Genomic DNA, 19,614 nt, shown 5'->3' with positions numbered 1-19,614 from the left:
GAGCAATTTCCCTTATCATTCGTTCTTTTCCTTATCCATCGATCTGGCCGCAGCATATGCGGGAAATACCTTTGATATATCCTTGCCCCACTTGTCCGCAGTTGAGAAACAGTCATAACCGAGCCTTTTTGCAGCCTCTTCTACCATGAACTCTCCCAAACCTGCCGATACTATCATATCAAGGTCATTCTTTTCGGCAACTGTGGATATTGAATTACATAGCAGTTCTATCTGTCTTTCCTTAACGTTCTTTGCTAGCCTGTATATATCATCTTCTGATATTTCGGTAAGGTCTGCACAGACCACGCGCGCAAGTCTTCTCATGCAGTCGATCATGTTTTTGCCTGCACCGTCTGCGGTTTCGCATGTATAGAGTTCTTTATCGATATCTCCAAGCAGCATATATGCATCTGCGGTATTTGCAAAGAGCTCAGATGATACTCTGCATGTACCAGCATCAAGGTCCACGGTTTCAAGTAATGCCGCAAGGTTCGTGCGCAGTGTACCTGCATAGAACAGTTCATCTCTAAGCAATCTTGAAAAATCAGTGTGTCCTGCAATATGTTTTCCGTTCTTGATGGGTATCACATCACTGGTGGTGCTGCCTACGTCCACAAAAATGCAATCTCCAACTTCTTCTCCTATCAGGCGGGCAGATGCAGCCCAGTTTGCAGCGGCAAGTTCTCTGCTGCTTTGTGTCCTTTCCTGGAAATTCCCTGTATTGTTGACGTATTTCACTTCACAGTCGAAGGCGTTGTTCACTGCATCCATTATGAACTTGATACCTTCATCCTTGTCGACAAAACAGTCTGCCAGCTCTCCTGTCATAACAACTGCCAATCCGTCGGGTCGAAGCCTATTTGCCAGTTCCTTAAGTGCGGATGGAAGGGTCGTGTCTTTCCAGAGCGGAATGTAGAGCAATTCTGTAATCTCGCCATCACTTGATGCAACTTTGGTGTTTGCTCCGCCGATGTCTATTCCTATATATCTCATCTCAGTTCCTCTTTGGTGAATGAATATTCTCCGGTTATCTTTATTTCTGGCAGTGTTTCTCTCATCCCGTTCTTGAGGAGAAGTTCTGCTATCTCTTTGTCCATTATCTTTGTAATGCCCACAAGGGATGTTGTAGGTCTTGGATTGACATCTACGATGTACGGTCTGTCCCCAAGTATGATGTCCACGCCTATGTATCCATTGCAGCCTAATGCTCTTGTAGCTTTCTTTGCTACATCATAGAGCTCTTGTTCTCTATCTGTTCTGTATGGGGTTGTACAACCGCAATATTCGATCTTGGAAGCATCCTTTGTGGGGTCTATCTCCATCCTCTGTGCGTTCACTGTGAGGGGGAGCTGTTCTTTTCCGCATATCAGGCTAACACTTAGATGTTCGCCTTTGATATATTCGGTCGCAATATGGCTGCTTTTAATATCTGGTCGGTGGCAAACAAAAGTATCTTCAGATGCACAACCATATCTGGGTTTTGTTACCCAGCATCCTTCCAGTGGCATCCTTTGTCCGGGTGCATATGTTCTGGGGACTGCAAGCCCTGCATTTTCGAGCATTCTGGTGCACTCAAGTTTATCCGAGCAGATGGATACTGCATCCGGGGAACAACCAAGGTTCAGTGTATTATCTTCAATTATTGCTGTAAGTCCCGGAAGGATCTCTTCGGGGGCTATAACGAGTCCCGCATCACATTTTTTGGCACATTTCCTTATCGTTGCTTCGATATCTTCTTCGGATGATCTGACAGGTTTCCCATGCTAGATGGTCGTATCGGAGGTTGTGTATATCACTTCGTGCCCGAGACGCGAAAAGCTGGATGTCAGGGTGGATAGCATTGCTTTTCCTTCCAGGAGGTAGGTGCCGCTCATCCCTGTGCTGACAGCGTATTCAGAAAGAAGTATTTTCATATAAGTTGAGATTATATCATCTTATTTGTTATTTACTGTGACTTTATTCTATATTCGATTCTTTTAAGGCTATATTCTTAACAATTAATATATATAGCAGCAATACAATTAGTGAACGAGGGATGTAAAGGATGGATGTAGATATTTCAGATAATCCTTTTGTACAGGCACTGGCAGTTTCAGGCACATTGTCTTTATTCATGGTAGGCATGGCCTTGGGTGTAATGAACATTTTCGCGACCGGTAAAAGTCCGATGCCATCTTCAATGATATTACTGATCTTTGCTGTATTGTTCATTGTAGGTTCTGTCTTCTTTGAAATGAGGGGTGCCGATCAGGTCGGTGCACTTATTGGCGGGTGTGTGGTCTCATTTGCAGCTACGATCTCCATTTTTTCATTCTTTGGAGGCGTTGAGCTTGTGCGAACTGGTGGGCTTGAGGCACTGGGTTGGGATAAGATGGTCTCCGCACTTGCGTTGTGTATGATCGCCAGTATGTTGCTTGTCAAATTATTATCTTATAAGATGCAAACCGATTATGCCTGATCCTATCTGATCAGGACCCGCGTTTGTGCTTGTTTTTTTGTCTATGATATTTAGTATTACGTATTTTTTCTAACCGATGCCTATTTATAGAACATCAAACAATCAGCTGTTATTAATTATACCGCTCACAAATTATGGCGGAGTCGTGAGAAATGACAGGTAAATTTGGAAAGAAATCTAAATCTGAGAAGAAGTCCGATCCTTGTACTTGCTGTGCAGATGAGGATGTAGAAGCCTTAAAGGAAAATGCTTCTGATAGCACAGAGGATCTGCAAACTTCCTGTGATTCTCAGATCGCTGAACTAAATGAACAAATAATGCGCCAGAGGGCAGAATTTGAGAATTTCAGAAATCGAAGCCTGCGGGAAAAAGAAGAATTTCGAAAATTTGCTCTTGAAAAAATAATGGTCGAGTTGCTTGAGGTACGTGACAACTTTGAGCGTGCTCTCGAATCTGCTAAAAAGGCAGATGATGTTAACTCCATTATAGAAGGCGTTGAAATGGTGTTCAAGCAATTTACATCTATCCTCGAAAAAGAAGGTCTTAAGATGATAGATTGCGATGGCAAGGAATTTGATCCCCATTTTCATGAGGCCATGATGCATGTGCAGACCACTGAGCATGCTGACAACCATGTTGTTGATGTCTGCAAAGCCGGTTATGAGCTAAACTCAAAGGTCATCCGTCATGCGATGGTCACAGTTGCACAGAATCCGGATGAGGAATGAACGGATCGTATCGTTTACGAAAGAAATAACTAGATCTATCGTTAATCTGATTTTAATCAAATATAAGTGAGGTATTATTATGGGAAAGATATTGGGTATTGACCTTGGAACTACTAATTCATGTATGGCTGTGATCGAAGGCGGTAAACCTACTGTAATTCCAAACGCTGAAGGTGGAAGGACAACTCCATCAGTGGTTGGTTTTTCTAAGAAGGGAGACAAGCTTGTAGGTCAGGTAGCAAAAAGACAGATGATAGCTAACCCTGGGAACAGTGTAAGTTCTATCAAACGTCATATCGGTGAAGGTGACTATAATGTCAATCTCAACGGTAAGGATTACACTCCGCAGGAAGTTTCCGCTATGATCCTGAGGAAGCTCAAGGATGACGCTGAGGCTTATCTCGGTGAGACCATCACTCAGACGGTTATCACTGTACCTGCTTATTTTAATGATTCTCAGAGACAGGCAACCAAAGATGCAGGGCAGATCGCAGGTCTTGAGGTCCTAAGGATCATCAATGAGCCTACTGCAGCATCTCTTGCATATGGTCTTGACAAAGAGGAAGGCGACCACAAGATCCTCGTTTACGATCTCGGAGGAGGTACCTTCGATGTATCAATCCTTGAGTTAGGCGATGGTATATTCGAAGTACTTTCCACAAGCGGTGATACTCACCTTGGTGGAGATGATTTCGATCAGAGGATCACAGAGTTCCTTGTTGAGGAATTCAAGAAGGCTGAAGGTATCGATCTGTCAAATGACAAGGCTGCTCTCCAGCGTCTCAGTGATGCTGCAGAAAAAGCAAAGATCGAACTTTCCGGTGTTGCTTCTACAAATGTGAACCTTCCGTTCATTACAGCGGATTCCAATGGTCAGCCAAAACATATCGATATTGACATTACAAGGGCACAGTTCGAGAAGATGACCGAAGACCTTGTGGCTAAGACTCTCGAATCAATGAAGATGGCTCTTAGTGATGCGAAGTTGACCACAAAGGACATTGACCGTGTACTTCTTATCGGCGGTTCTACAAGGACCCCTGCAGTATATGATCTTGTCAAGAACTTCATTGGAAAGGACCCATACAAGAACATCAATCCAGATGAGGCAGTTGCAGTTGGTGCAGCTATTCAGGCAGGCGTACTTAGTGGAGAGGTCCATGATGTTCTTCTTCTCGATGTCACACCACTGACAATGGGTATAGAAACTCTCGGAGGCGTTGCAACACCACTTATCGAGAGGAACACTACTATTCCTGTTAAGAAGAGCCAGATATTCTCAACTGCAGCAGATAGCCAGCCATCTGTGGAGATCCATATCTTGCAGGGTGAACGTGGTATCGCATCTGCGAACAAGACCCTCGGTCGTTTTGTGCTTGACGGCATACCACCTGCACCAAGGGGAATGCCACAGATCGAAGTAACATTCGATATCGATTCCAATGGTATCCTTCATGTCAATGCAAAGGATCTCGGAACTGGTAAGGAACAGTCCATATCCATACAGAAACCTGGCGGATTGTCCGATGAGGAGATCGAAAGGATGGTAAAGGACGCAGAGTTGCACGCTGAGGAAGATCAGGCACGCAAGGAAGAGGTCGAGATCAGGAACAATGCTGACTCTCTTGTCAATGCTGCTGAAAAGACCGTGAAGGAAGCTGGAGATGTTGCAACCGATGAGCAGAAAGAGCAGATCGAAGCTGCGATAGCTGAGCTGAACACTGCACTTGAAGGGGAAGACCTCGAGGCTATCAAGAGCAAGACCGAAGCACTTCAGGAAGCTGTCTATAAGGTTTCTGCTGCAATGTACGAGAAAGCTCAGAAAGAGGCTGGTGCTGGTGCTGGTGCTGGTGCTGAAGCTTCTGAAGATGCAAGTGGTCCTTCATCAGCTGGCTCTGCATCAGATGATAATGTCGTTGATGCGGACTATGAAGTCGTTGACGAAGACAAATAAATACCTGAAGGCAATATGTGCAGATGATTTCCATCTGCACTTTAATTTACCTTTAAAGGAGTTCTAATGTCGACCACGCGAGATTATTATGAAATACTTGGTGTATCGAAAGATGCATCTGATACTGAGTTGAAAAAAGCTTACCGCAAACTTGCGATGAAACATCATCCTGACAAGAACAAAGAAGCGGATGCTGAAGAGAAGTTCAAGGAGATCTCCGAAGCTTATGCTGTCCTTTCAGATGCTGAGAAAAAAGCGCAGTATGATCGTTTTGGACATGCGGGTATCGATGGTCGATACAGTACAGAAGATATCTTTAGAAATGCTGATTTTGGCGATTTTGGTGACCTCGGTGATATTTTTGGCAGTATTTTCGGAGGCGGTGGCGGCTTCGGCGGTTTTGGTGGCGGAGGGCGCCGCAGGCAGGGACCTACAAGAGGCTCGGACCTGAGGTATGACCTTGGCGTAACGCTGGAACAGGCTGCTTTCGGAGAAAAGGTACAGATCAATATCCCACGTGCAGAGAATTGTGAAACATGTGGGGGAACCGGTGCAAAGGAAGGCACAAGCCCTAAGACATGTGCCACATGTCGTGGCAGCGGCCAGGTAACCCATGCCAGGAGAACACCGCTTGGAAATTTCATGACCACAACCACTTGTGATGTTTGCCATGGAAAGGGTCAGGTCATTGAATCTCCCTGTCCTGTCTGTAGAGGTTCAGGCAAGCAAAAGAAAGTGCGTAAGATGGGTGTCTCAGTTCCAAAGGGTGCTGATACAGGTCTGCGCCTGAAGATGTCTGGAGAAGGCGAAGCTGGTAGCTCCGGTGCACCACCAGGTGATCTATATATTGTCATCCATGTCAAACAACACGATAAATTCGAGCGTGTTGGCGATGACATTGTCTATGGAATTCCAATATCATTCTCACAGGCAGCCCTGGGTACTGAGATAAAGGTTCCGACACTTCACGGGAAAGTGAAGATGAAGATCAAACCGGGTACTCAGACGCATTCTGTATTACGCTTAAAGGGTAAAGGTATGCCTCATCTTCACGGGCATGGCCAGGGTGACCAGCTTGTCAGAGTGATCGTCGAAACACCTACGAACCTTACCGGTAAACAAAAGGAGCTACTTGAAGAATTCGAGATGCTCAGTAACGGTGATCATAAGGGTTCGAAAGGAAAGGGGTTCTTTGATAAGCTGAAGGACGCATTTGAAAGTTCCACCTCTGATAATTCTTCTGGCACTGTCGATTGAGACACGTGCCTAAACATTTTTCTTTTTTTATTCTTTTATTTTTGCAGTAAGCTTTAACATAGATATGTTTCATTAACCATTCTTTATAATTTCAATTATTTTCACAGGGCTGTGTGATTTATGAAGATCATTATCGTAGGTGCTGGAGAAGTAGGATTTCATATTGCAAGTTCTCTCTATCTCAACAATGATGTTGTTGTCATTGATATTGATGAGGATGCATGTGCAAGAGCTGATGAACTTGATGTACAGGTGATCCAGGGGAATGGTGCTAATGTTTCTATTCTTGAGCGTCTGATAAACGATGCTGATCTCCTTGTTGCCGTAACGGGTTCAGATGAATTGAACATTGTTACCTGCACGACTGCCAAGCTGATATCTCCTTTACACAAACAGCTCAAGACAATGGCGAGGGTAACGAACCCTGATTATATCGACAGGCCTGTTGCAACGCGCACTCAGGTAGGTATCGATGTCATGATATGCCCTGAGCTTGCTTTGGCTTCTGAGGTCGCTGAGATCCTTTCTATGCCTTCTGCAATAGATGCTGAGGTGTTTGCAGATGGAAAGGTCAAGATGATGGAATTCGTTGTATCGGATGAAAGCGATCTTGTTGACAAAAAAATGAAAGACCTTGATCTTTCTGAATGTTGTATCGTGAGTGCACTCTATAGAGAATCAAATATTATCATTCCACATGGTGACGATGTCATTCACAAAGGTGACCATGTTGTGGTCATCGGCAAATCCGATGCCATGATGGACATTGGTAACCTCTTTGCCGGACATACGGACAGTGTGAAGCGAGTTCTCATTATCGGCGGTGGGACAGTTGGTTTCTATCTTGCAAAGCTTCTGGAGAAAAGCAACACGAGTATCAAGATAATTGAAAAGAATCTGGATAGATGTGAATCTATTGCAGATCTCCTTCCTAAAGTTCTTGTCTTGAAAGGAAATGGGACCGATATACATCTTCTAAAAGAAGAAGGTGTCCAGGATATGGATGTCGTCATCTCCGTTACTGACAGTGATGAGAAAAATCTGTTATGTGCTCTTCTGTCCAAGCAACTTGGTGCAAAGAAGGTTATTGTAAGGGCTGACCATCTTGATTATGTGCCATTGTTCGAATTGGTGGGCGTGGACCGTGCGGTAAGTCCAAGGGAAGCTACGATCAATGAAGTTCTGAAATTGACGATGGGTACTGGTATTGAAGCATTGACAATGATCGAAGGTGAAAAGGCCGAGATCATAGAGTATAATGCATCCAGTACCTCCAAAGTGACCGGTAAACCTTTGAAGAACGTACCCTTCCCTGAAGGTGCTCTGGTATGTATGGTGGTGCATAAAGGGGATACATTCGTTCCCCGTGGTAATTATATCATTAAAGAAGGGGATCGTGTCCTTGTGTTCTTATTACCTTCTGCACATCAAAAAGTTGAACGGTTGTTCAAGTAAAATCGGAAGGTCTCTATTTTGATAAACTATAGGGTAGTATTTAACGTATTGGGTTCTCTTCTTTGTTTTCTTGGGCCTTTGATGCTTATACCTCTGGTAGTCGCAATGTATTACGGCGAGTCCCCCTATCCTTTTGCAGTATCTTTCGCAGTGACGACAATTGTTGGGTCTCTGCTTTCCTTTAGGTTCGTATCCACCGGTGAGGACGAATGGGAAAAAAGAGAAGGGTTTGCCATAGTTGCATTTGGATGGTTTGCAGCTGCTTTATTTGGTTCTATCCCTTACATGTTCGATGGTGTAACTCCTCTTAATGCTCTGTTCGAATCCATGTCAGGCTTTACAACTACTGGGGCAACGATCTTCGTGGATATTGAAAGTCATTCGAGAAGCCTTTTGTTCTGGAGAAGTATGACCCAGTGGATAGGTGGAATGGGTATCATTATGTTGTTCATTGCCATTCTTCCGAAATTGGGGGTTGCTGGCAGACAGATGTTCCGCGCAGAAGCTCCAGGTCCAAAAGAGGATCAGATCAAGCCGAGAATAAGGGAAACCGCAAAGATACTGTGGGCGGTCTATGTCTCGATATCGGTACTTGAACTTATACTGTTACTTGCAGCAGGGATGTCATTCTACGATGCTTCTACACATACGTTCACCACAATGGCTTGTGGTGGTTTTTCCACATATGCTGATAGTGTTGCTGCTTTTAACAGTCCTTTGATAGAAGGTATAATCACATTGTTCATGTTCATAGCAGGTGCAAACTTTGCTTTGCATTACAAGACCTTATATTCTGACAAAAAAAGTCTCATAAAAGACAATGAATTCAAGTTCTATTTTGTGATCGTGGCTATCGCAACTATTCTGTTGACCGGGATCCTTCTGAGGGATACTTATGATACGATACCCACAGCATTCAGATATGCGGTATTTCAGGTTCTTTCCATTCTGACTACGACCGGGTATGCAACTGCTGATTTTAATTTATGGTCTGACTCAGGAAAGGTCATACTGCTGGCTATAATGTTCATCGGGGGATGTGCCGGTTCAACTGCGGGGGGAATTAAGGTCGTCAGAGTCCTTATATTACTGAAATATGCCCGCCGTGAACTTTTTAAGGCAATTCATCCTAAGGCTATAAGGCCAGTGAAGTTCAATGGGAAAAGTGTGCCAGGAGACATTATGCATGCAATTATTTCCTTTGTTGTCATCTATTTACTTATCTTCTTGCTAAGTTCTACAATTCTTACAATTCTTGGCATGGACCTTACAAGTTCCATAACTGCGTCGATCGCAACATTGGGTAATATTGGTCCGGGTTTCAATCTGGTAGGGCCAATGGCAAACTTTAGCACGGTTCCTGCGATAGGGAAACTTGTCCTTATTGCCAATATGTGGGTCGGACGGTTGGAAGTATTCACTGTTATAGTGATGCTGACCCCTGAGTTCTGGAAACGGTGAAAAAAAGATATTGCTTCATCAGCCTTGGATGAAGCGAAAAGATGCTTTATTCTGCTTTGTACTTGAAATCAACGTCGTTCTTGATGAAATCTTTGAATATTCCTCTGAGGTCCCAGAGAAGCTTCTTATTTGCTTTGAACAAGGCCTTCAAAAGGTCAAGAAGGCTCATGCTTGTGAAGTTAATATCCTTAAGGGAATATGCAAGGGAATTAAGGTCTTCGTCAGTGAATTTGACAAAAGTTTCTTTGACAATAAGGCTATTGTTGATTTCTTTTCCTATCGTCTTTCTCCAGAGTTCTTCATATTCCTGGAGTGTATCTGTGGAGCAATCTCCATTTCTGATCGCCTTGGCAGCTATTTCTCCGGCTATCTTGCCTGCATCCATGGCATTGATGATCCCACCACCTGTTATTGGGTCTGACTGGCGTGCAGCATCTCCTACAAGCATAAGTCCATTGGCTATCGTTCTATCGATAGTTCCACAAACAGGTACGCCTCCGATGACCATTTCGATGATCTTGGCATCAGGCATGTTCTTTTCCATGAAGGCATTAAGAAGATCTATGGGTCTGTCCTCTCCGGATTTGCTACCCAGTATACCTATTCCCACATTTGCCTTGTTGCCACCTTTTGGGAACATCCATACATAACCGGCAGGTGCTATCTCATTCCCAAGATAGAAATAGCAGAATTCCTGGTCAATATTGGCATTGCTCACAAGATACTGTGCACAGGTTTCCATGTCGGATGGTTTTACTGCTGTTTCAATACCTGCCCAACGTCCGACCTTTGATTCCATTCCGTCTGCGCCAATAACTATCTTTGAGCGCACTTCATGCATTTTCCCCAAATGCATGAGCTTTATTCCACAGACAGTATCATTTTCAATTATCAGGTCAGTTGCTCTTGTCTTGACCATAACCTCAGCGCCTGCTAATGCGCTTTCGTTAGCAAGTGCCCTGTCAAATATCTTCCGCTCGAGTACATAACCCACTTCCCCGCCTGACATCTCCTCTGCCATTTTGACCTTTGTTCCATCCGGGGAAATGATACATGATCCCTTTACGTCTGCACATATCCATCGTGGATCTGGTTCAATATGTTGTTTTAAATGAAATTTACCTACGCCTTCAGCGCATCTGATAGGATCGCCAATCTCCTGTCTTTTTTCGATCATCAATACGTCGAGTCCTTCCTTTGCTGCGGTTTTTGCAGCAATGGATCCTCCCGGCCCTGCGCCAACAACAATGACATCGTAGTGGTCTTTCATCTGTTCACCTCGATGGCTCCGAGCGGGCATATTTTCTGACAAATGCCACATCCAGTACATTTATTGTCTACTTCTATCCATGTTTCGACAAGTTCCAGAGCTCCCGTTGGACATACTCCTACACATGCACCGCAGTATCCACATATATATTTATTTACACTGATGCTCATTGATTATCACCGAATAGTTCAGATGTGTTGCTATCATTATTACTTCCATTATAATATATGTTTCGTGGCATCCATTTTTCATAATGGTGATATTTATATGTTAGTACTTATAAGACGCTAAAAATAGTGGACAAGTTTTCTCTTTTAGGACAATAATACTACTATCAGTTATTTCAGGATCTATCTTTTGTTCGTATTGTATGTGGCTTTTGGCAATATTGCAGGTAATATTGCTAATAGTGCCGTACAAAACAACTTATACTATTTTCTTATGTTGGACGGAACGACATTTTGATATGTTCTAACAACAGTCCTTCTTTATATGCATCATATCATGGTCTACGTTACTGCGGGAAGTATGGATGAAGCTCGAATGTTGGGGAAAGAGCTGGTATCAAGGAATCTTGCAGCATGTGCTAATTTTCATCGTATGGACTCTGTTTACCGTTGGGGTGGTAAGATTGTTGAAGATCAGGAAGTTGCAGTCGTGCTAAAAACGATCTCTGAAAGATTTGATGAATTGAAAGAAACAGTAAGGTCGCTGCATAGCTATGAGCTTCCATGTATCGTCTGCTGGGATATTTCCGGGGATGAGGAGTATTTGCAGTGGATCTCAGATGAAACTGGAAAGCTTTGATAGGGGTGAGATCTTCACTCTTCCTTTTCCGGTCTCAGAACCGAACCGTTTCTCTGCATATTCTTTTGCCTTTCCTTTTCCGTGAAGCATGAGCTCAACAATATCATGGGGTTCATCGATATCGGTACTTGCAAGGAATGAATCGAATATGTGCATGCTCTTGTCGAGATCTTCAGTGATCTCACAATGGCTTGTGAAACTGCAATCGTGATATTTTACAGTGAACTCGTTCGGATGGCGTATGAACAGGATGTTAGTTCCTCCGCCTTTTCCCGGAACGATGACGACATCTTCTGAAACTGATGTTATCTTTCTGATATGGTCGCCGGTCACAAGGGGCAGGTCAGCCATGATTATCAATACGGGTTCGCTGGCATTTTGCAAGTATTCATTTATAGAATCGTTCAGTCCGGGTTCTGTGACAATGAGATCCCCCTTGAACTCCTTTGGAATTCCTTCCGTTGAGGTAGTGAGGATGTCTACAGTTGTCATTCCTGCATCGTTAAGGGCTTTAATGACATCTTCTAGCATAAGCTCTACGAACTCTTCTCTTTCTTCCTTTGAGAGGACTGGAGATAGCCTTGATTTTGCATTTTCGTTCTTATAAGGAATGACCGCTCTCATATTATATTTCCTCGTATAATGCATTCCTTAGCATCGGCTTGCGACCTGCACTTTTGATGATCCATTCCAGCTCTTCTGGTGATAGATATTCCCCATTCGCCCCTCCGGATGCCAGGGTGATCTGGTCTTCCATAAGAGTGCCTCCAAGATCATTTGCACCACAGGACAAAGCTACATGTGCAAGCTTCTTGCCAAGTTTTACCCAGCATGCCTGAAGGTTATCCACGTGTTTGTTGAGCAGTACTCTTGCAATAGCTATCATTTTGAGGTCTTCCATTCCGGTTGTCATAAACTTCCCTGAACGTAGCATCTCCTCTCCAACACTGTTGTTGTAGGGCATGAAAGGCATGGTTATCAGTTCGGTGAACGCACCGGTCTCTTCCTGTATATCACGTATTGTCAGTATGTGATCGAACCGTTCTTCCCAGGTCTCCACATGACCGTACATTATGGTGGCATTGGTGCGCAGGCCGACCCTGTGGGATGCCTTGATGGTCTCTATCCACTGGTCTGTTGTGATCTTATCCTCGCAGATGATCTTTCGTACACGGTCCACAAGTATCTCTGCGGATGTCCCAGTAAGTGTGCCCAGACCGCTTTTTTTCAGTTCGCTAAAGGCATCTTCGATAGGTGTTTTTGAAAGGGATGAAGCATAGTGGATCTCCATGGGTGAGAATCCATGTATGGTCATATTAGGATAGTTGGTGTGGATGCTCTTCACGATCTCATTATAGAATTCAAGGTCCAGTTGTGGAAGATAACCGCCCTGGATGCAGATCTCCACAGCACCTGCCTTTTCTGCCTGTCCGACCTGTTCAAGTATCTCTTCAATGGTCAGTATGTACCCTTTTTCTTCTCTGAAACCGCAGAAACCGCAGTGTCCCTTGCACATATTGGTGATGTAGATGTTCCTGTTGGTGACATAGGTCACTGTATCACCAACGGCTTCTTTACGCAGGTTGTCTGCGAGTGTGTAAAGTTCGAAGGGATTTACATCCAGAAGTGCAATTGCATCTTCCTTTGTTGCTTTTCCCCTGTGGGCCCGTTCAATGATCTCTTCGGGAATGGTCATTATCATATGCTCCTGTAAAGGGTGTCTCTCTGAACTGGTGTCCTTTCTGTGGCCCTTATGATCCATTCCAGTTCTTCCACAGAGATGACTTCTCCACTGAATGCTCCTGCTGATCTTGAAATACTTTCTTCCATGAGCGTGCCACCCATGTCGTTCGCACCACAGGACAGCGCTATTTGTGCAAGCTTCTTTCCAAGTTTAACCCAGCTTGTCTGTATGTTGTCGATGTGCGTATTGAGCAATATGCGTGCAATGGCATAGACCTTTAGGTCGTCTATACCGGTGTTCATGAATCTGCCTTCTTCCAGCATTTTCTCGCCTATGGGGTTATTGTAAGGCATGAACGAAAGGGGTACGAACTCAGAGAAGCCGCCTGTCTCCTTCTGAATTTCCCTGATGGTGAGGATGTGGTCGATCCTGTCCTCCCACGTATCCACGTGGCCGTACATCATTGTTGCAGTGGTCTGAATTCCTATATTGTGGGCAAGGGTCACAGTGTCTATCCATTCCTGTCTTGTTAACTTGTCCGGGCAGATGATCTTTCGTACTTTGTCTACAAGAATTTCCGCTGCGGTTCCGGGCATTGTGTTCAATCCGTTATCCTTGAGCTTTTTCAGTGTTTCTTCGACTGAAAGACCGCTGGCCCTTGCAGCATGATTGATCTCCATTGGGGAGAAGCAGTGGGTGTGGAGGTGTGGATATTCGGACTTGACCGCTCTGAGAATATCAATATAGAGGTCTATATCTGCATTAGGTAGCAATCCACCCTGGATGCAGACTTCGGTCGCACCGGAAACATGGGCTTCCTTTATTTTTTCCTTTATCTGGTCAATGGAGAGTAGATATCCTTTTTTATCTTTGAATGCACAGAAACCACATGTTCCGATGCATATGTCCGTGAAATTGATGTTACGGTTGATGATGTAGGTGACGTTATCTCCAACGGTTTCAGCTCTGATCTGGTCTGCAAGTGCGAACAGTTCAAAGGGTTTTATTTTCAGTAGGGTAAGAGCATCTTCTTTGGTAGTAGTACCCTGATATGCTCTTTCTAAGATATCTTCGGGGATCATTGCTGCTTCCTCTTAAATCCGTTTTTATCAGTAAGTGTTTCTATCAGGTCGGAAAGGTTGCTGCTGTACCATCCTTTCTTTATATGCTGTGGGTATATGGGCAATCTTTCTCTAAGTTCTATTTCTTTTGTCATCCTTTGAAGCTCGATGACATCCGGCCACTCAGCTTCCGGATTTATCCAGTCAATGGTTGTGGGGGATACTCCTCCAAGGTCAGATGCGCCTGCTTTTATCAATATATATGGGTCGATAAGGTTTGGCGCGACCTGAACTGCAACATCATCCGGTAGTATTTCCCTTGCAATGGAAACGGTTTCTATCATTTCTTCTTTTGATGGTGGGGCATGGTCTGCCATTGGGGTGTCAGGTTTTGGCATGAAGTTCTGGATTATGACTTCCTGTATGTGTCCGAATTCCCTGTGCATATCCGCAATGACATTGAGTGAACGTTTGCGGTCAGCCTTTGTTTCCCCGATACCCACCAGTATGCCTGTGGTGAATGGTATCTGTAACTTTCCGGCGGTCCTTATCATCTCTATGCGGGTGGATGGGGCTTTTCCAGGAGATTCGGAATGTGCTTTCAGTTCAGCAGTGGTTTCCAGCATAAGGCCCATGCTTATGTTCAAAGGCTTTAATATCTCGAGCTCATGCTGGGTAAGGATGCCGGCATTGGTATGCGGCAGTAGTCCTATTTCTATAGCAAGCTCGCAAAGGTCCGCGACATACTCAACAGTGCTGGAATATCCAAGCTTTTCAAGTTCCAGTAGATATTCCGGAACTTCTTCAGCATATTCTCCAAAAACAAAAAGGGCTTCAGTACATCCTGCCTTTTCTCCTTTTTCAAGGATCTGCCTTATCTCTGATATGTTCATTAGGCGGGCTTCAGGATGTCCGGCATCGCGCCTAAAGGTGCAGTAGCCGCAATGGTTCCTGCAAATATTGGTAACAGGAATGAAAACATTGCGCGAGAATGTCACAAATTCGGGCATAATTGGTCAATGAATGAAGGATTTAGTACATAAGCTTAATTGAAGGTTCCAACTAATAGATTTTTGTTGGGAACTATCTAATATTCTTGAAATTGCCTGAAAATAAATAATAAAAAAGGAACGGGCGAAATGATCAATTTCCTTCGCCTAAAATGATGTTCATTGTATTTTTGACACCAAGGGCGACCCCTTCCACCTCGATCCCACCTTTGCCCTTTGCACCATCTCCGACCACATACAGTCCTTCTATCGGAGTGGTATTGCCAATATCGGTTCCTGATGAAGACCTGTTGACAGGCCAGCCGTCGTAATATGATTGTGCGAGAATTATCTCGTAGTCCTTGTTCGGGAATATTCTTTCGAGGTCCGCTATCCCCATGTCGATCTCTTCTTCGAGGTAGGGTATCCTGTCCCATTGCACTGTCTGGTGTGCCATGACCAGATGTTTTCCCGGGGGTGCGAGGTTCGGGTCGATGTTAGTGACCTCATTGATACCATTGACCCTTTTTGCCGATGGCGTGAAAAGCACTCCTCCATGACCTATGAGAGGTTCATTGGCAGCAAGACATATCTTCACTCCGGCAGAGGGGTTTATCGTTCTTATCTTGTCAAGGTATTGCTCATATTGGGTTGTGGTGGGTGCATCTTTGCAAAGGTCATTTGTGAATGGGTGTCCAATGTTGCTGATGACGATGTCTGCCATGTGCTTTTGTCCATCAATTAGCACGCCAACGGCTTTTCCGTTCTCCACCAATATCTCTGTGACCTCTGTTTTTGTCTCTATGCTCCCGCCGTTTCTCCTTACAACGTCTGCAAGGGCATCGGTGACTGCTTTACAGCCGCCTATCGGGACTCCCGGGCCTCCGTGTCGATAGAGGTTCTCGAATATCTCAAAGGCCTCTTCTACTGGGGTATCTGCTGCTTTCAGGCTCAGTGCCCAGCCACAGAACGAGTCTGCCATCTGATGGGCAATGGGCATGTTAAGGTTCTTTGTTATCCATTCTCCAAAAGAGCAGTTTTTAGGTGACCATTTTCTGGTCGAGAGTAATAATAATGCAAGTTTTATGCGGTTCCATGCTGAAAAGGTCGAACCGAACTTCCCAAATGGGACATCTTTGTATATTCCTTTCTCAAGGTCTTCATGTATTCTCATGAAAGCGGTATCATCCTGTCTTTCAATAATGACATCGGCATTGACTTCTTTGATAAGGTGTGCAAGTGGTCCGGTTGGTCCATGGGGTAGCATGTGAAGTGCGCCGGTGGTCAATTGATAACCGTTGATGTTGAAGTTCGTGAACCTTCCTCCGATCATTGCGAGGCGTTCGAACACTTCTACTTCATAACCTGCTCCGGATAGTTTGGCTGCGCTGAGCAACCCTCCCAGTCCGGATCCGATAACGATGGCCTTCATTCATCTGCCTCAATCGCTTTCATGGGGCAATATGTTGCACATACGCCACAATTTACACATGTATCGGTGATGTGTGCCTTACTTTTTACGATGATTGCATCTATTTTACAAAATGCTGTACATTGGCCGCATCCAACACAGTTGTCGTTGATCTTCATGAATCTTCCTCGAGTTGGAGTTCTTTTAGTTCCTTAATAGTAAAAGTATTTTGTTCTAATTTATGGAAGTGTAATACAATATTTTGATGTTGTCTTATGTGTGTCCTGTAACATAAGCAATGTATTAATACTGATGCGTTCTATCTTTATTGTACTATTATGTGTGGGCGTATAGTTTTTTTGTTGGTCTGTTTTGTATTTGGCAATGTACTCTAATTATCATTATCAATAATGACAATCCTTTTATAGTAATATGTCAGATTATACTTTGGTGATATACATGTCCACGGAAACTATACAAGTAGTAGCTCGTAAAGACGGTGAAATGGTTTCGAAGAAGTTCAAGGCTGCGCCTTATGAATTTACTATCGCCACCCGCGCAAAGTGGAAGATGGTGATATCTGATGAGGACCTGGAACTTCGTGCTGGCGAATATAAGAAGATCGCAATTAAGGAAGTCACATTGGATGCTGACACACTTGCAATTCCATGTGCGTTCACTTATCATGCAGTCGCTTCCGTTCTGAAGGTCTCTTCAAAGGAAGGGAATTGCCTTGTTGAAAGTCCGCGTACCATCAATCATGCTTATGTATTCGGACAGGAGACCGGGAAGGTTAGGGCAGGGGACCTGCTTGGGGTATTGAATGTCTTCCCTATCATGTTCACAAGGGAAGCTATGAAACCTGTTCTTGTAAAATGAACTGATCCAAAGGGGGTTTTTAAATGGAAAAATGCGTGATCTGTGGGGAGGATCAGGATTTCAAGCAATATGAGGGCTATAATATCTGTACCTCCTGTGCCGATATCATGGAAGATGTGATGAGCGAGTATTTCATGAAAACGGTGAGTGATGCTACAAAACCGAAGGCGCATGAAGGCTATCTGCACTATCTTGATAGCACTAGTCGATATGTGAGTGATTACAAGAAGATCCTCTCTAAATCACACAAGTATACTGTAGATGCTTCTGAACGGGCAGATGATGCTCTTCATGAGACTAAGACGCCCTCAAAGCAGCGTTATTTTGAACGAATGCATGAGGTGCTTGATTGGCTTGAGAAGACGCCACAGTTCTATCATTATTATTTCAAGGAATATTACACTTGTCCGAGCTGTGATTCCTCAATCTTTGATATGTATGAAACTGAAGAAGTGGGTGAGTGGCTTGTGATAACTTGTTCCAATTGTGGCGAAATGGTCAAGAAGTATTACTCTCCAAAGATGATCTGATATTTGTAAAGCAGGTATATCCTGCTTTCTTTGACTTTTTTAAATTTTACTGAATACGTACTTTTGGTACTTGTAATAAGTTTAAATCTGCGTTTTTCTGCTAAATTTCTATTCAAAATCCGCACAGTCCTTCTATTCTTCTCCTGTTAATATTTCGTCATGTTTTGTTATGAATGTGTGTTTTTTGGAAATAGTTATATAGAGAATACTATATCTACGATTATTAATCTTCAGGTGATTCAATGTCAGTAATAATCGATAGTAGCAGTATTATCAATAGTTACATTCCGGTTGCTGTGTTTCTTGTTGTTTCGCTTCTGATGCCTCCGGCAACGATGGCTATGGTTAAGTTGGTAAGCCCCAGAAGCAAATCACCTAACAAATACACGACCTATGAATGTGGTTCAGATCCGTTAGGAGATGCGCGAATACAGTTCAATGTTGAGTATTATCTTTATGCGATAGCATTTGTTCTGTTCGATATCGAAGTTCTTTTCCTGTACCCATGGGCAATGATCTATCAGGGTACCTCTGTCGATATGGTAACAGCGATCGTTGAGATGCTTATCTTCATTTTTGTTCTGTTGTTCGGATATGCATACTTATGGAAGAAGGGTGCTCTTAAATGGATGAATTAAACGATAACGAAACAGTAGGGAATCAGGAGGAGTATGTGGAAGAGGTCCCCGGTGTAATCACCACCACTTCCATGGCTATCACTGAATTCTTGAAAAAGACAAAGGCCCAGGATGTAATTAACTGGGGTAGGAAGAACTCTCTGTGGTTCCTGACCCAGCCAATGGGTTGTTGTGGTGTGGAAATGATCGCTACAGGTTGTGCACACTATGATACTGACAGGTTCGGTATTATACCACGTAATTCCCCAAGGGCTGCAGATGTCATGATCATTAGTGGATATGTGACAAAGAAATACCTTCCTGCTCTTAATACGCTCTGGGAACAGATGGCTGCACCAAAGTGGGTAATTTGCATGGGTGACTGCTCTATTAGTGGTGGTCCTTTCTATGAATCTTACAGCACAGTGCAGAACATCGATAAAATGTTCCCTATAGATGTTTTTATTCCAGGATGTCCGCCAAGGCCGGAAGCCCTGCTTCAGGGATTCATTGAGCTTCAGAAGAAGATCATGGCCAAGAAGGACCATGGGACGGATTATTGAGGTGATCACATGGATGCAAAAAGCATTATTGATTCATTGGTTAATAAGTTCCAGGACTCCCTCGTGGATGCAAAAGTGGATTCTGATATCAGGGTCTCTGCTTATCTGGAACCGGAAAAGATCGTGGAAGTCTGCCAGTACATGAAAGATGAACTTTTATTTGATCATCTCTCAAGCGAGACTGCTGTAGATTATCCTAAAAGGAACGAGATCGTGGTGGTCTATCATATTGGTTCATATGATCACTCTGTTCTAATGACCATCAAAGTTAAGCTTCCTCGTGATGCTCCGGAGATCGAGTCTATAGTTCCTGTTTATTGGAATGCAAATTGGTATGAAAGAGAAACATACGAACTGTTCGGTGTTAAATTTAACAATCATCCCTACCTCAAACCTCTGGTCCTTCCAGATGAATTGATGGGAGATTGGCCTTTGAGAAAGGATTATGAAGGCTTCCCGAACAGAACTGCCAGAAATTTGGTGTGAGGGT

Annotated in this window: 22 protein-coding genes and 1 pseudogene; 12 read left to right on the top strand and 11 right to left on the bottom strand. The window is 43.9% G+C overall.

Annotation, left to right across the window (positions count from 1 at the left end):
- Nucleotides 1–15: 15 nt before the first annotated feature.
- From KDK67_RS04445 to KDK67_RS14425, 3 genes and pseudogenes are all read right to left on the bottom strand, one after another.
- Nucleotides 16–993, bottom strand: a complete 978-nt coding sequence (locus tag KDK67_RS04445; RefSeq protein WP_250867622.1) for a hydantoinase/oxoprolinase family protein — start codon at nucleotides 991–993, stop codon at nucleotides 16–18.
- Entirely contained in the window at nucleotides 990–1,562 is a 573-nt protein-coding gene (locus tag KDK67_RS04440; protein ID WP_250867621.1) for an ATP-grasp domain-containing protein, read from the bottom strand. The genes KDK67_RS04445 and KDK67_RS04440 overlap by 4 nt, the downstream gene beginning before the upstream one ends.
- 93 nt (nucleotides 1,563–1,655) lie before the next feature.
- A pseudogene (locus tag KDK67_RS14425) lies at nucleotides 1,656–1,718 on the bottom strand (hypothetical protein); the annotation flags it as partial.
- 326 nt (nucleotides 1,719–2,044) lie between these two features.
- Here KDK67_RS14425 and KDK67_RS04430 point away from each other — a divergent pair.
- From KDK67_RS04430 to KDK67_RS04405, 6 genes are all read left to right on the top strand, one after another.
- The gene (locus tag KDK67_RS04430; protein ID WP_250867620.1) at nucleotides 2,045–2,458 is read left to right on the top strand and encodes a heat-shock protein; all 414 of its coding nucleotides are present in this window, start codon (nucleotides 2,045–2,047) and stop codon (nucleotides 2,456–2,458) included.
- Nucleotides 2,459–2,610: 152 nt separating this feature from the next.
- On the top strand, nucleotides 2,611–3,186 hold the full coding sequence (gene grpE, locus KDK67_RS04425; RefSeq protein WP_250867619.1) for a nucleotide exchange factor GrpE: 576 nt from the start codon (nucleotides 2,611–2,613) through the stop codon (nucleotides 3,184–3,186).
- A gap of 79 nt (nucleotides 3,187–3,265) precedes the next feature.
- A complete protein-coding gene (dnaK, locus tag KDK67_RS04420) occupies nucleotides 3,266–5,140 on the top strand; it encodes a molecular chaperone DnaK (RefSeq protein ID WP_250867618.1) in 1,875 nt (624 codons plus the stop codon).
- Between the two features lie 66 nt (nucleotides 5,141–5,206).
- Nucleotides 5,207–6,397, top strand: coding sequence for a molecular chaperone DnaJ (gene dnaJ / locus KDK67_RS04415; RefSeq protein ID WP_250867617.1), 1,191 nt, complete (start codon nucleotides 5,207–5,209; stop codon nucleotides 6,395–6,397).
- Nucleotides 6,398–6,517: 120 nt separating this feature from the next.
- On the top strand, nucleotides 6,518–7,852 hold the full coding sequence (trkA, locus tag KDK67_RS04410) for a Trk system potassium transporter TrkA (RefSeq protein ID WP_250867616.1): 1,335 nt from the start codon (nucleotides 6,518–6,520) through the stop codon (nucleotides 7,850–7,852).
- A 21-nt stretch (nucleotides 7,853–7,873) separates the two neighbouring features.
- Complete coding sequence (locus KDK67_RS04405; protein ID WP_250867652.1) at nucleotides 7,874–9,313, top strand: TrkH family potassium uptake protein; 1,440 nt, start codon at nucleotides 7,874–7,876, stop codon at nucleotides 9,311–9,313.
- Nucleotides 9,314–9,359: 46 nt separating this feature from the next.
- On the opposite strand, the gene KDK67_RS04400 is transcribed toward KDK67_RS04405, so the two are convergent.
- Entirely contained in the window at nucleotides 9,360–10,583 is a 1,224-nt protein-coding gene (locus KDK67_RS04400; RefSeq protein ID WP_250867615.1) for an NAD(P)/FAD-dependent oxidoreductase, read from the bottom strand.
- On the bottom strand, nucleotides 10,580–10,753 hold the full coding sequence (locus tag KDK67_RS04395) for a 4Fe-4S binding protein (protein WP_011499370.1): 174 nt from the start codon (nucleotides 10,751–10,753) through the stop codon (nucleotides 10,580–10,582). Before KDK67_RS04395 ends, KDK67_RS04400 begins: the two co-directional genes overlap by 4 nt.
- A gap of 322 nt (nucleotides 10,754–11,075) precedes the next feature.
- Between KDK67_RS04395 and cutA the strand changes: the two genes are divergently transcribed.
- Nucleotides 11,076–11,390, top strand: a complete 315-nt coding sequence (gene cutA / locus KDK67_RS04390) for a divalent-cation tolerance protein CutA (RefSeq protein WP_250867614.1) — start codon at nucleotides 11,076–11,078, stop codon at nucleotides 11,388–11,390.
- Here cutA and cofC read toward each other — a convergent pair.
- The 6 genes from cofC to KDK67_RS04360 all read right to left on the bottom strand — a co-directional run bounded on the left by cofC (nucleotide 11,367) and on the right by KDK67_RS04360 (nucleotide 16,714).
- Nucleotides 11,367–12,014: a 2-phospho-L-lactate guanylyltransferase gene (gene cofC / locus KDK67_RS04385; protein ID WP_250867613.1), complete on the bottom strand. Its 648-nt coding sequence runs from the start codon at nucleotides 12,012–12,014 to the stop codon at nucleotides 11,367–11,369. The two genes, cutA and cofC, sit on opposite strands and share 24 nt — an antisense overlap.
- Nucleotide 12,015: 1 nt before the next feature.
- Complete coding sequence (gene cofH, locus KDK67_RS04380) at nucleotides 12,016–13,086, bottom strand: 5-amino-6-(D-ribitylamino)uracil--L-tyrosine 4-hydroxyphenyl transferase CofH (RefSeq protein ID WP_250867611.1); 1,071 nt, start codon at nucleotides 13,084–13,086, stop codon at nucleotides 12,016–12,018.
- A gap of 2 nt (nucleotides 13,087–13,088) precedes the next feature.
- Complete coding sequence (cofH, locus tag KDK67_RS04375) at nucleotides 13,089–14,156, bottom strand: 5-amino-6-(D-ribitylamino)uracil--L-tyrosine 4-hydroxyphenyl transferase CofH (protein WP_250867610.1); 1,068 nt, start codon at nucleotides 14,154–14,156, stop codon at nucleotides 13,089–13,091.
- Entirely contained in the window at nucleotides 14,153–15,145 is a 993-nt protein-coding gene (gene cofG, locus KDK67_RS04370) for a 7,8-didemethyl-8-hydroxy-5-deazariboflavin synthase CofG (protein ID WP_250867609.1), read from the bottom strand. The genes cofH (KDK67_RS04375) and cofG overlap by 4 nt, the downstream gene beginning before the upstream one ends.
- 133 nt (nucleotides 15,146–15,278) lie before the next feature.
- Nucleotides 15,279–16,556 carry a phytoene desaturase family protein gene (locus tag KDK67_RS04365; RefSeq protein WP_250867608.1) on the bottom strand — a complete coding sequence of 426 codons (1,278 nt, stop codon included), beginning with the start codon at nucleotides 16,554–16,556 and terminating at the stop codon, nucleotides 15,279–15,281.
- On the bottom strand, nucleotides 16,553–16,714 hold the full coding sequence (locus KDK67_RS04360) for a 4Fe-4S binding protein (protein ID WP_250867607.1): 162 nt from the start codon (nucleotides 16,712–16,714) through the stop codon (nucleotides 16,553–16,555). Before KDK67_RS04360 ends, KDK67_RS04365 begins: the two co-directional genes overlap by 4 nt.
- A 280-nt stretch (nucleotides 16,715–16,994) precedes the next feature.
- On the opposite strand from KDK67_RS04360, the gene KDK67_RS04355 reads away from it, so the two are divergent.
- From KDK67_RS04355 to fpoC, 5 genes are all read left to right on the top strand, one after another.
- Nucleotides 16,995–17,414, top strand: a complete 420-nt coding sequence (locus KDK67_RS04355) for a DUF22 domain-containing protein (protein WP_250867606.1) — start codon at nucleotides 16,995–16,997, stop codon at nucleotides 17,412–17,414.
- A 23-nt stretch (nucleotides 17,415–17,437) separates the two neighbouring features.
- On the top strand, nucleotides 17,438–17,944 hold the full coding sequence (locus KDK67_RS04350) for a hypothetical protein (RefSeq protein ID WP_250867605.1): 507 nt from the start codon (nucleotides 17,438–17,440) through the stop codon (nucleotides 17,942–17,944).
- A gap of 242 nt (nucleotides 17,945–18,186) precedes the next feature.
- A complete protein-coding gene (fpoA, locus tag KDK67_RS04345) occupies nucleotides 18,187–18,582 on the top strand; it encodes a F420H2 dehydrogenase subunit FpoA (protein WP_011499360.1) in 396 nt (131 codons plus the stop codon).
- Nucleotides 18,570–19,124, top strand: a complete 555-nt coding sequence (gene fpoB, locus KDK67_RS04340) for a F(420)H(2) dehydrogenase subunit B (RefSeq protein ID WP_250867603.1) — start codon at nucleotides 18,570–18,572, stop codon at nucleotides 19,122–19,124. The genes fpoA and fpoB overlap by 13 nt, the downstream gene beginning before the upstream one ends.
- Before the next feature lie 9 nt (nucleotides 19,125–19,133).
- Complete coding sequence (gene fpoC, locus KDK67_RS04335) at nucleotides 19,134–19,610, top strand: F420H2 dehydrogenase subunit FpoC (protein WP_250867602.1); 477 nt, start codon at nucleotides 19,134–19,136, stop codon at nucleotides 19,608–19,610.
- The last annotated feature ends 4 nt before the right edge of the window (nucleotides 19,611–19,614 follow it).

Source organism: Methanococcoides seepicolus (assembly GCF_023684405.1).
GTDB classification, from domain to species: Archaea; Halobacteriota; Methanosarcinia; order Methanosarcinales; family Methanosarcinaceae; genus Methanococcoides; species Methanococcoides seepicolus.
Note: the sequence above shows the minus strand (reverse complement) of the source record. Positions and strands in the feature narration are given on the sequence as shown.

Bases quoted from the DNA above. Each gene is read 5' to 3' on its own strand.
- trkA (WP_250867616.1), top strand. From the start codon at position 6,518: ATGAAGATCATTATCGTAGGTGCTGGAGAAGTAGGATTTCATATTGCA.
- KDK67_RS04395 (WP_011499370.1), bottom strand. From the start codon at position 10,753: ATGAGCATCAGTGTAAATAAATATATATGTGGATACTGCGGTGCATGT.
- fpoB (WP_250867603.1), top strand. From the start codon at position 18,570: ATGGATGAATTAAACGATAACGAAACAGTAGGGAATCAGGAGGAGTAT.
- KDK67_RS04445 (WP_250867622.1), bottom strand. From the start codon at position 993: ATGAGATATATAGGAATAGACATCGGCGGAGCAAACACCAAAGTTGCA.
- dnaK (WP_250867618.1), top strand. From the start codon at position 3,266: ATGGGAAAGATATTGGGTATTGACCTTGGAACTACTAATTCATGTATG.
- cutA (WP_250867614.1), top strand. From the start codon at position 11,076: ATGCATCATATCATGGTCTACGTTACTGCGGGAAGTATGGATGAAGCT.
- KDK67_RS04400 (WP_250867615.1), bottom strand. From the start codon at position 10,583: ATGAAAGACCACTACGATGTCATTGTTGTTGGCGCAGGGCCGGGAGGA.
- dnaJ (WP_250867617.1), top strand. From the start codon at position 5,207: ATGTCGACCACGCGAGATTATTATGAAATACTTGGTGTATCGAAAGAT.
- KDK67_RS04430 (WP_250867620.1), top strand. From the start codon at position 2,045: ATGGATGTAGATATTTCAGATAATCCTTTTGTACAGGCACTGGCAGTT.
- KDK67_RS04350 (WP_250867605.1), top strand. From the start codon at position 17,438: ATGGAAAAATGCGTGATCTGTGGGGAGGATCAGGATTTCAAGCAATAT.
- KDK67_RS04355 (WP_250867606.1), top strand. From the start codon at position 16,995: ATGTCCACGGAAACTATACAAGTAGTAGCTCGTAAAGACGGTGAAATG.
- cofG (WP_250867609.1), bottom strand. From the start codon at position 15,145: ATGCCCGAATTTGTGACATTCTCGCGCAATGTTTTCATTCCTGTTACC.
- KDK67_RS04360 (WP_250867607.1), bottom strand. From the start codon at position 16,714: ATGAAGATCAACGACAACTGTGTTGGATGCGGCCAATGTACAGCATTT.
- KDK67_RS04365 (WP_250867608.1), bottom strand. From the start codon at position 16,556: ATGAAGGCCATCGTTATCGGATCCGGACTGGGAGGGTTGCTCAGCGCA.
- cofC (WP_250867613.1), bottom strand. From the start codon at position 12,014: ATGAGAGCGGTCATTCCTTATAAGAACGAAAATGCAAAATCAAGGCTA.
- KDK67_RS04440 (WP_250867621.1), bottom strand. From the start codon at position 1,562: ATGCTCGAAAATGCAGGGCTTGCAGTCCCCAGAACATATGCACCCGGA.
- cofH (WP_250867610.1), bottom strand. From the start codon at position 14,156: ATGATCCCCGAAGATATCTTAGAAAGAGCATATCAGGGTACTACTACC.
- fpoA (WP_011499360.1), top strand. From the start codon at position 18,187: ATGTCAGTAATAATCGATAGTAGCAGTATTATCAATAGTTACATTCCG.
- cofH (WP_250867611.1), bottom strand. From the start codon at position 13,086: ATGACCATTCCCGAAGAGATCATTGAACGGGCCCACAGGGGAAAAGCA.
- fpoC (WP_250867602.1), top strand. From the start codon at position 19,134: ATGGATGCAAAAAGCATTATTGATTCATTGGTTAATAAGTTCCAGGAC.
- grpE (WP_250867619.1), top strand. From the start codon at position 2,611: ATGACAGGTAAATTTGGAAAGAAATCTAAATCTGAGAAGAAGTCCGAT.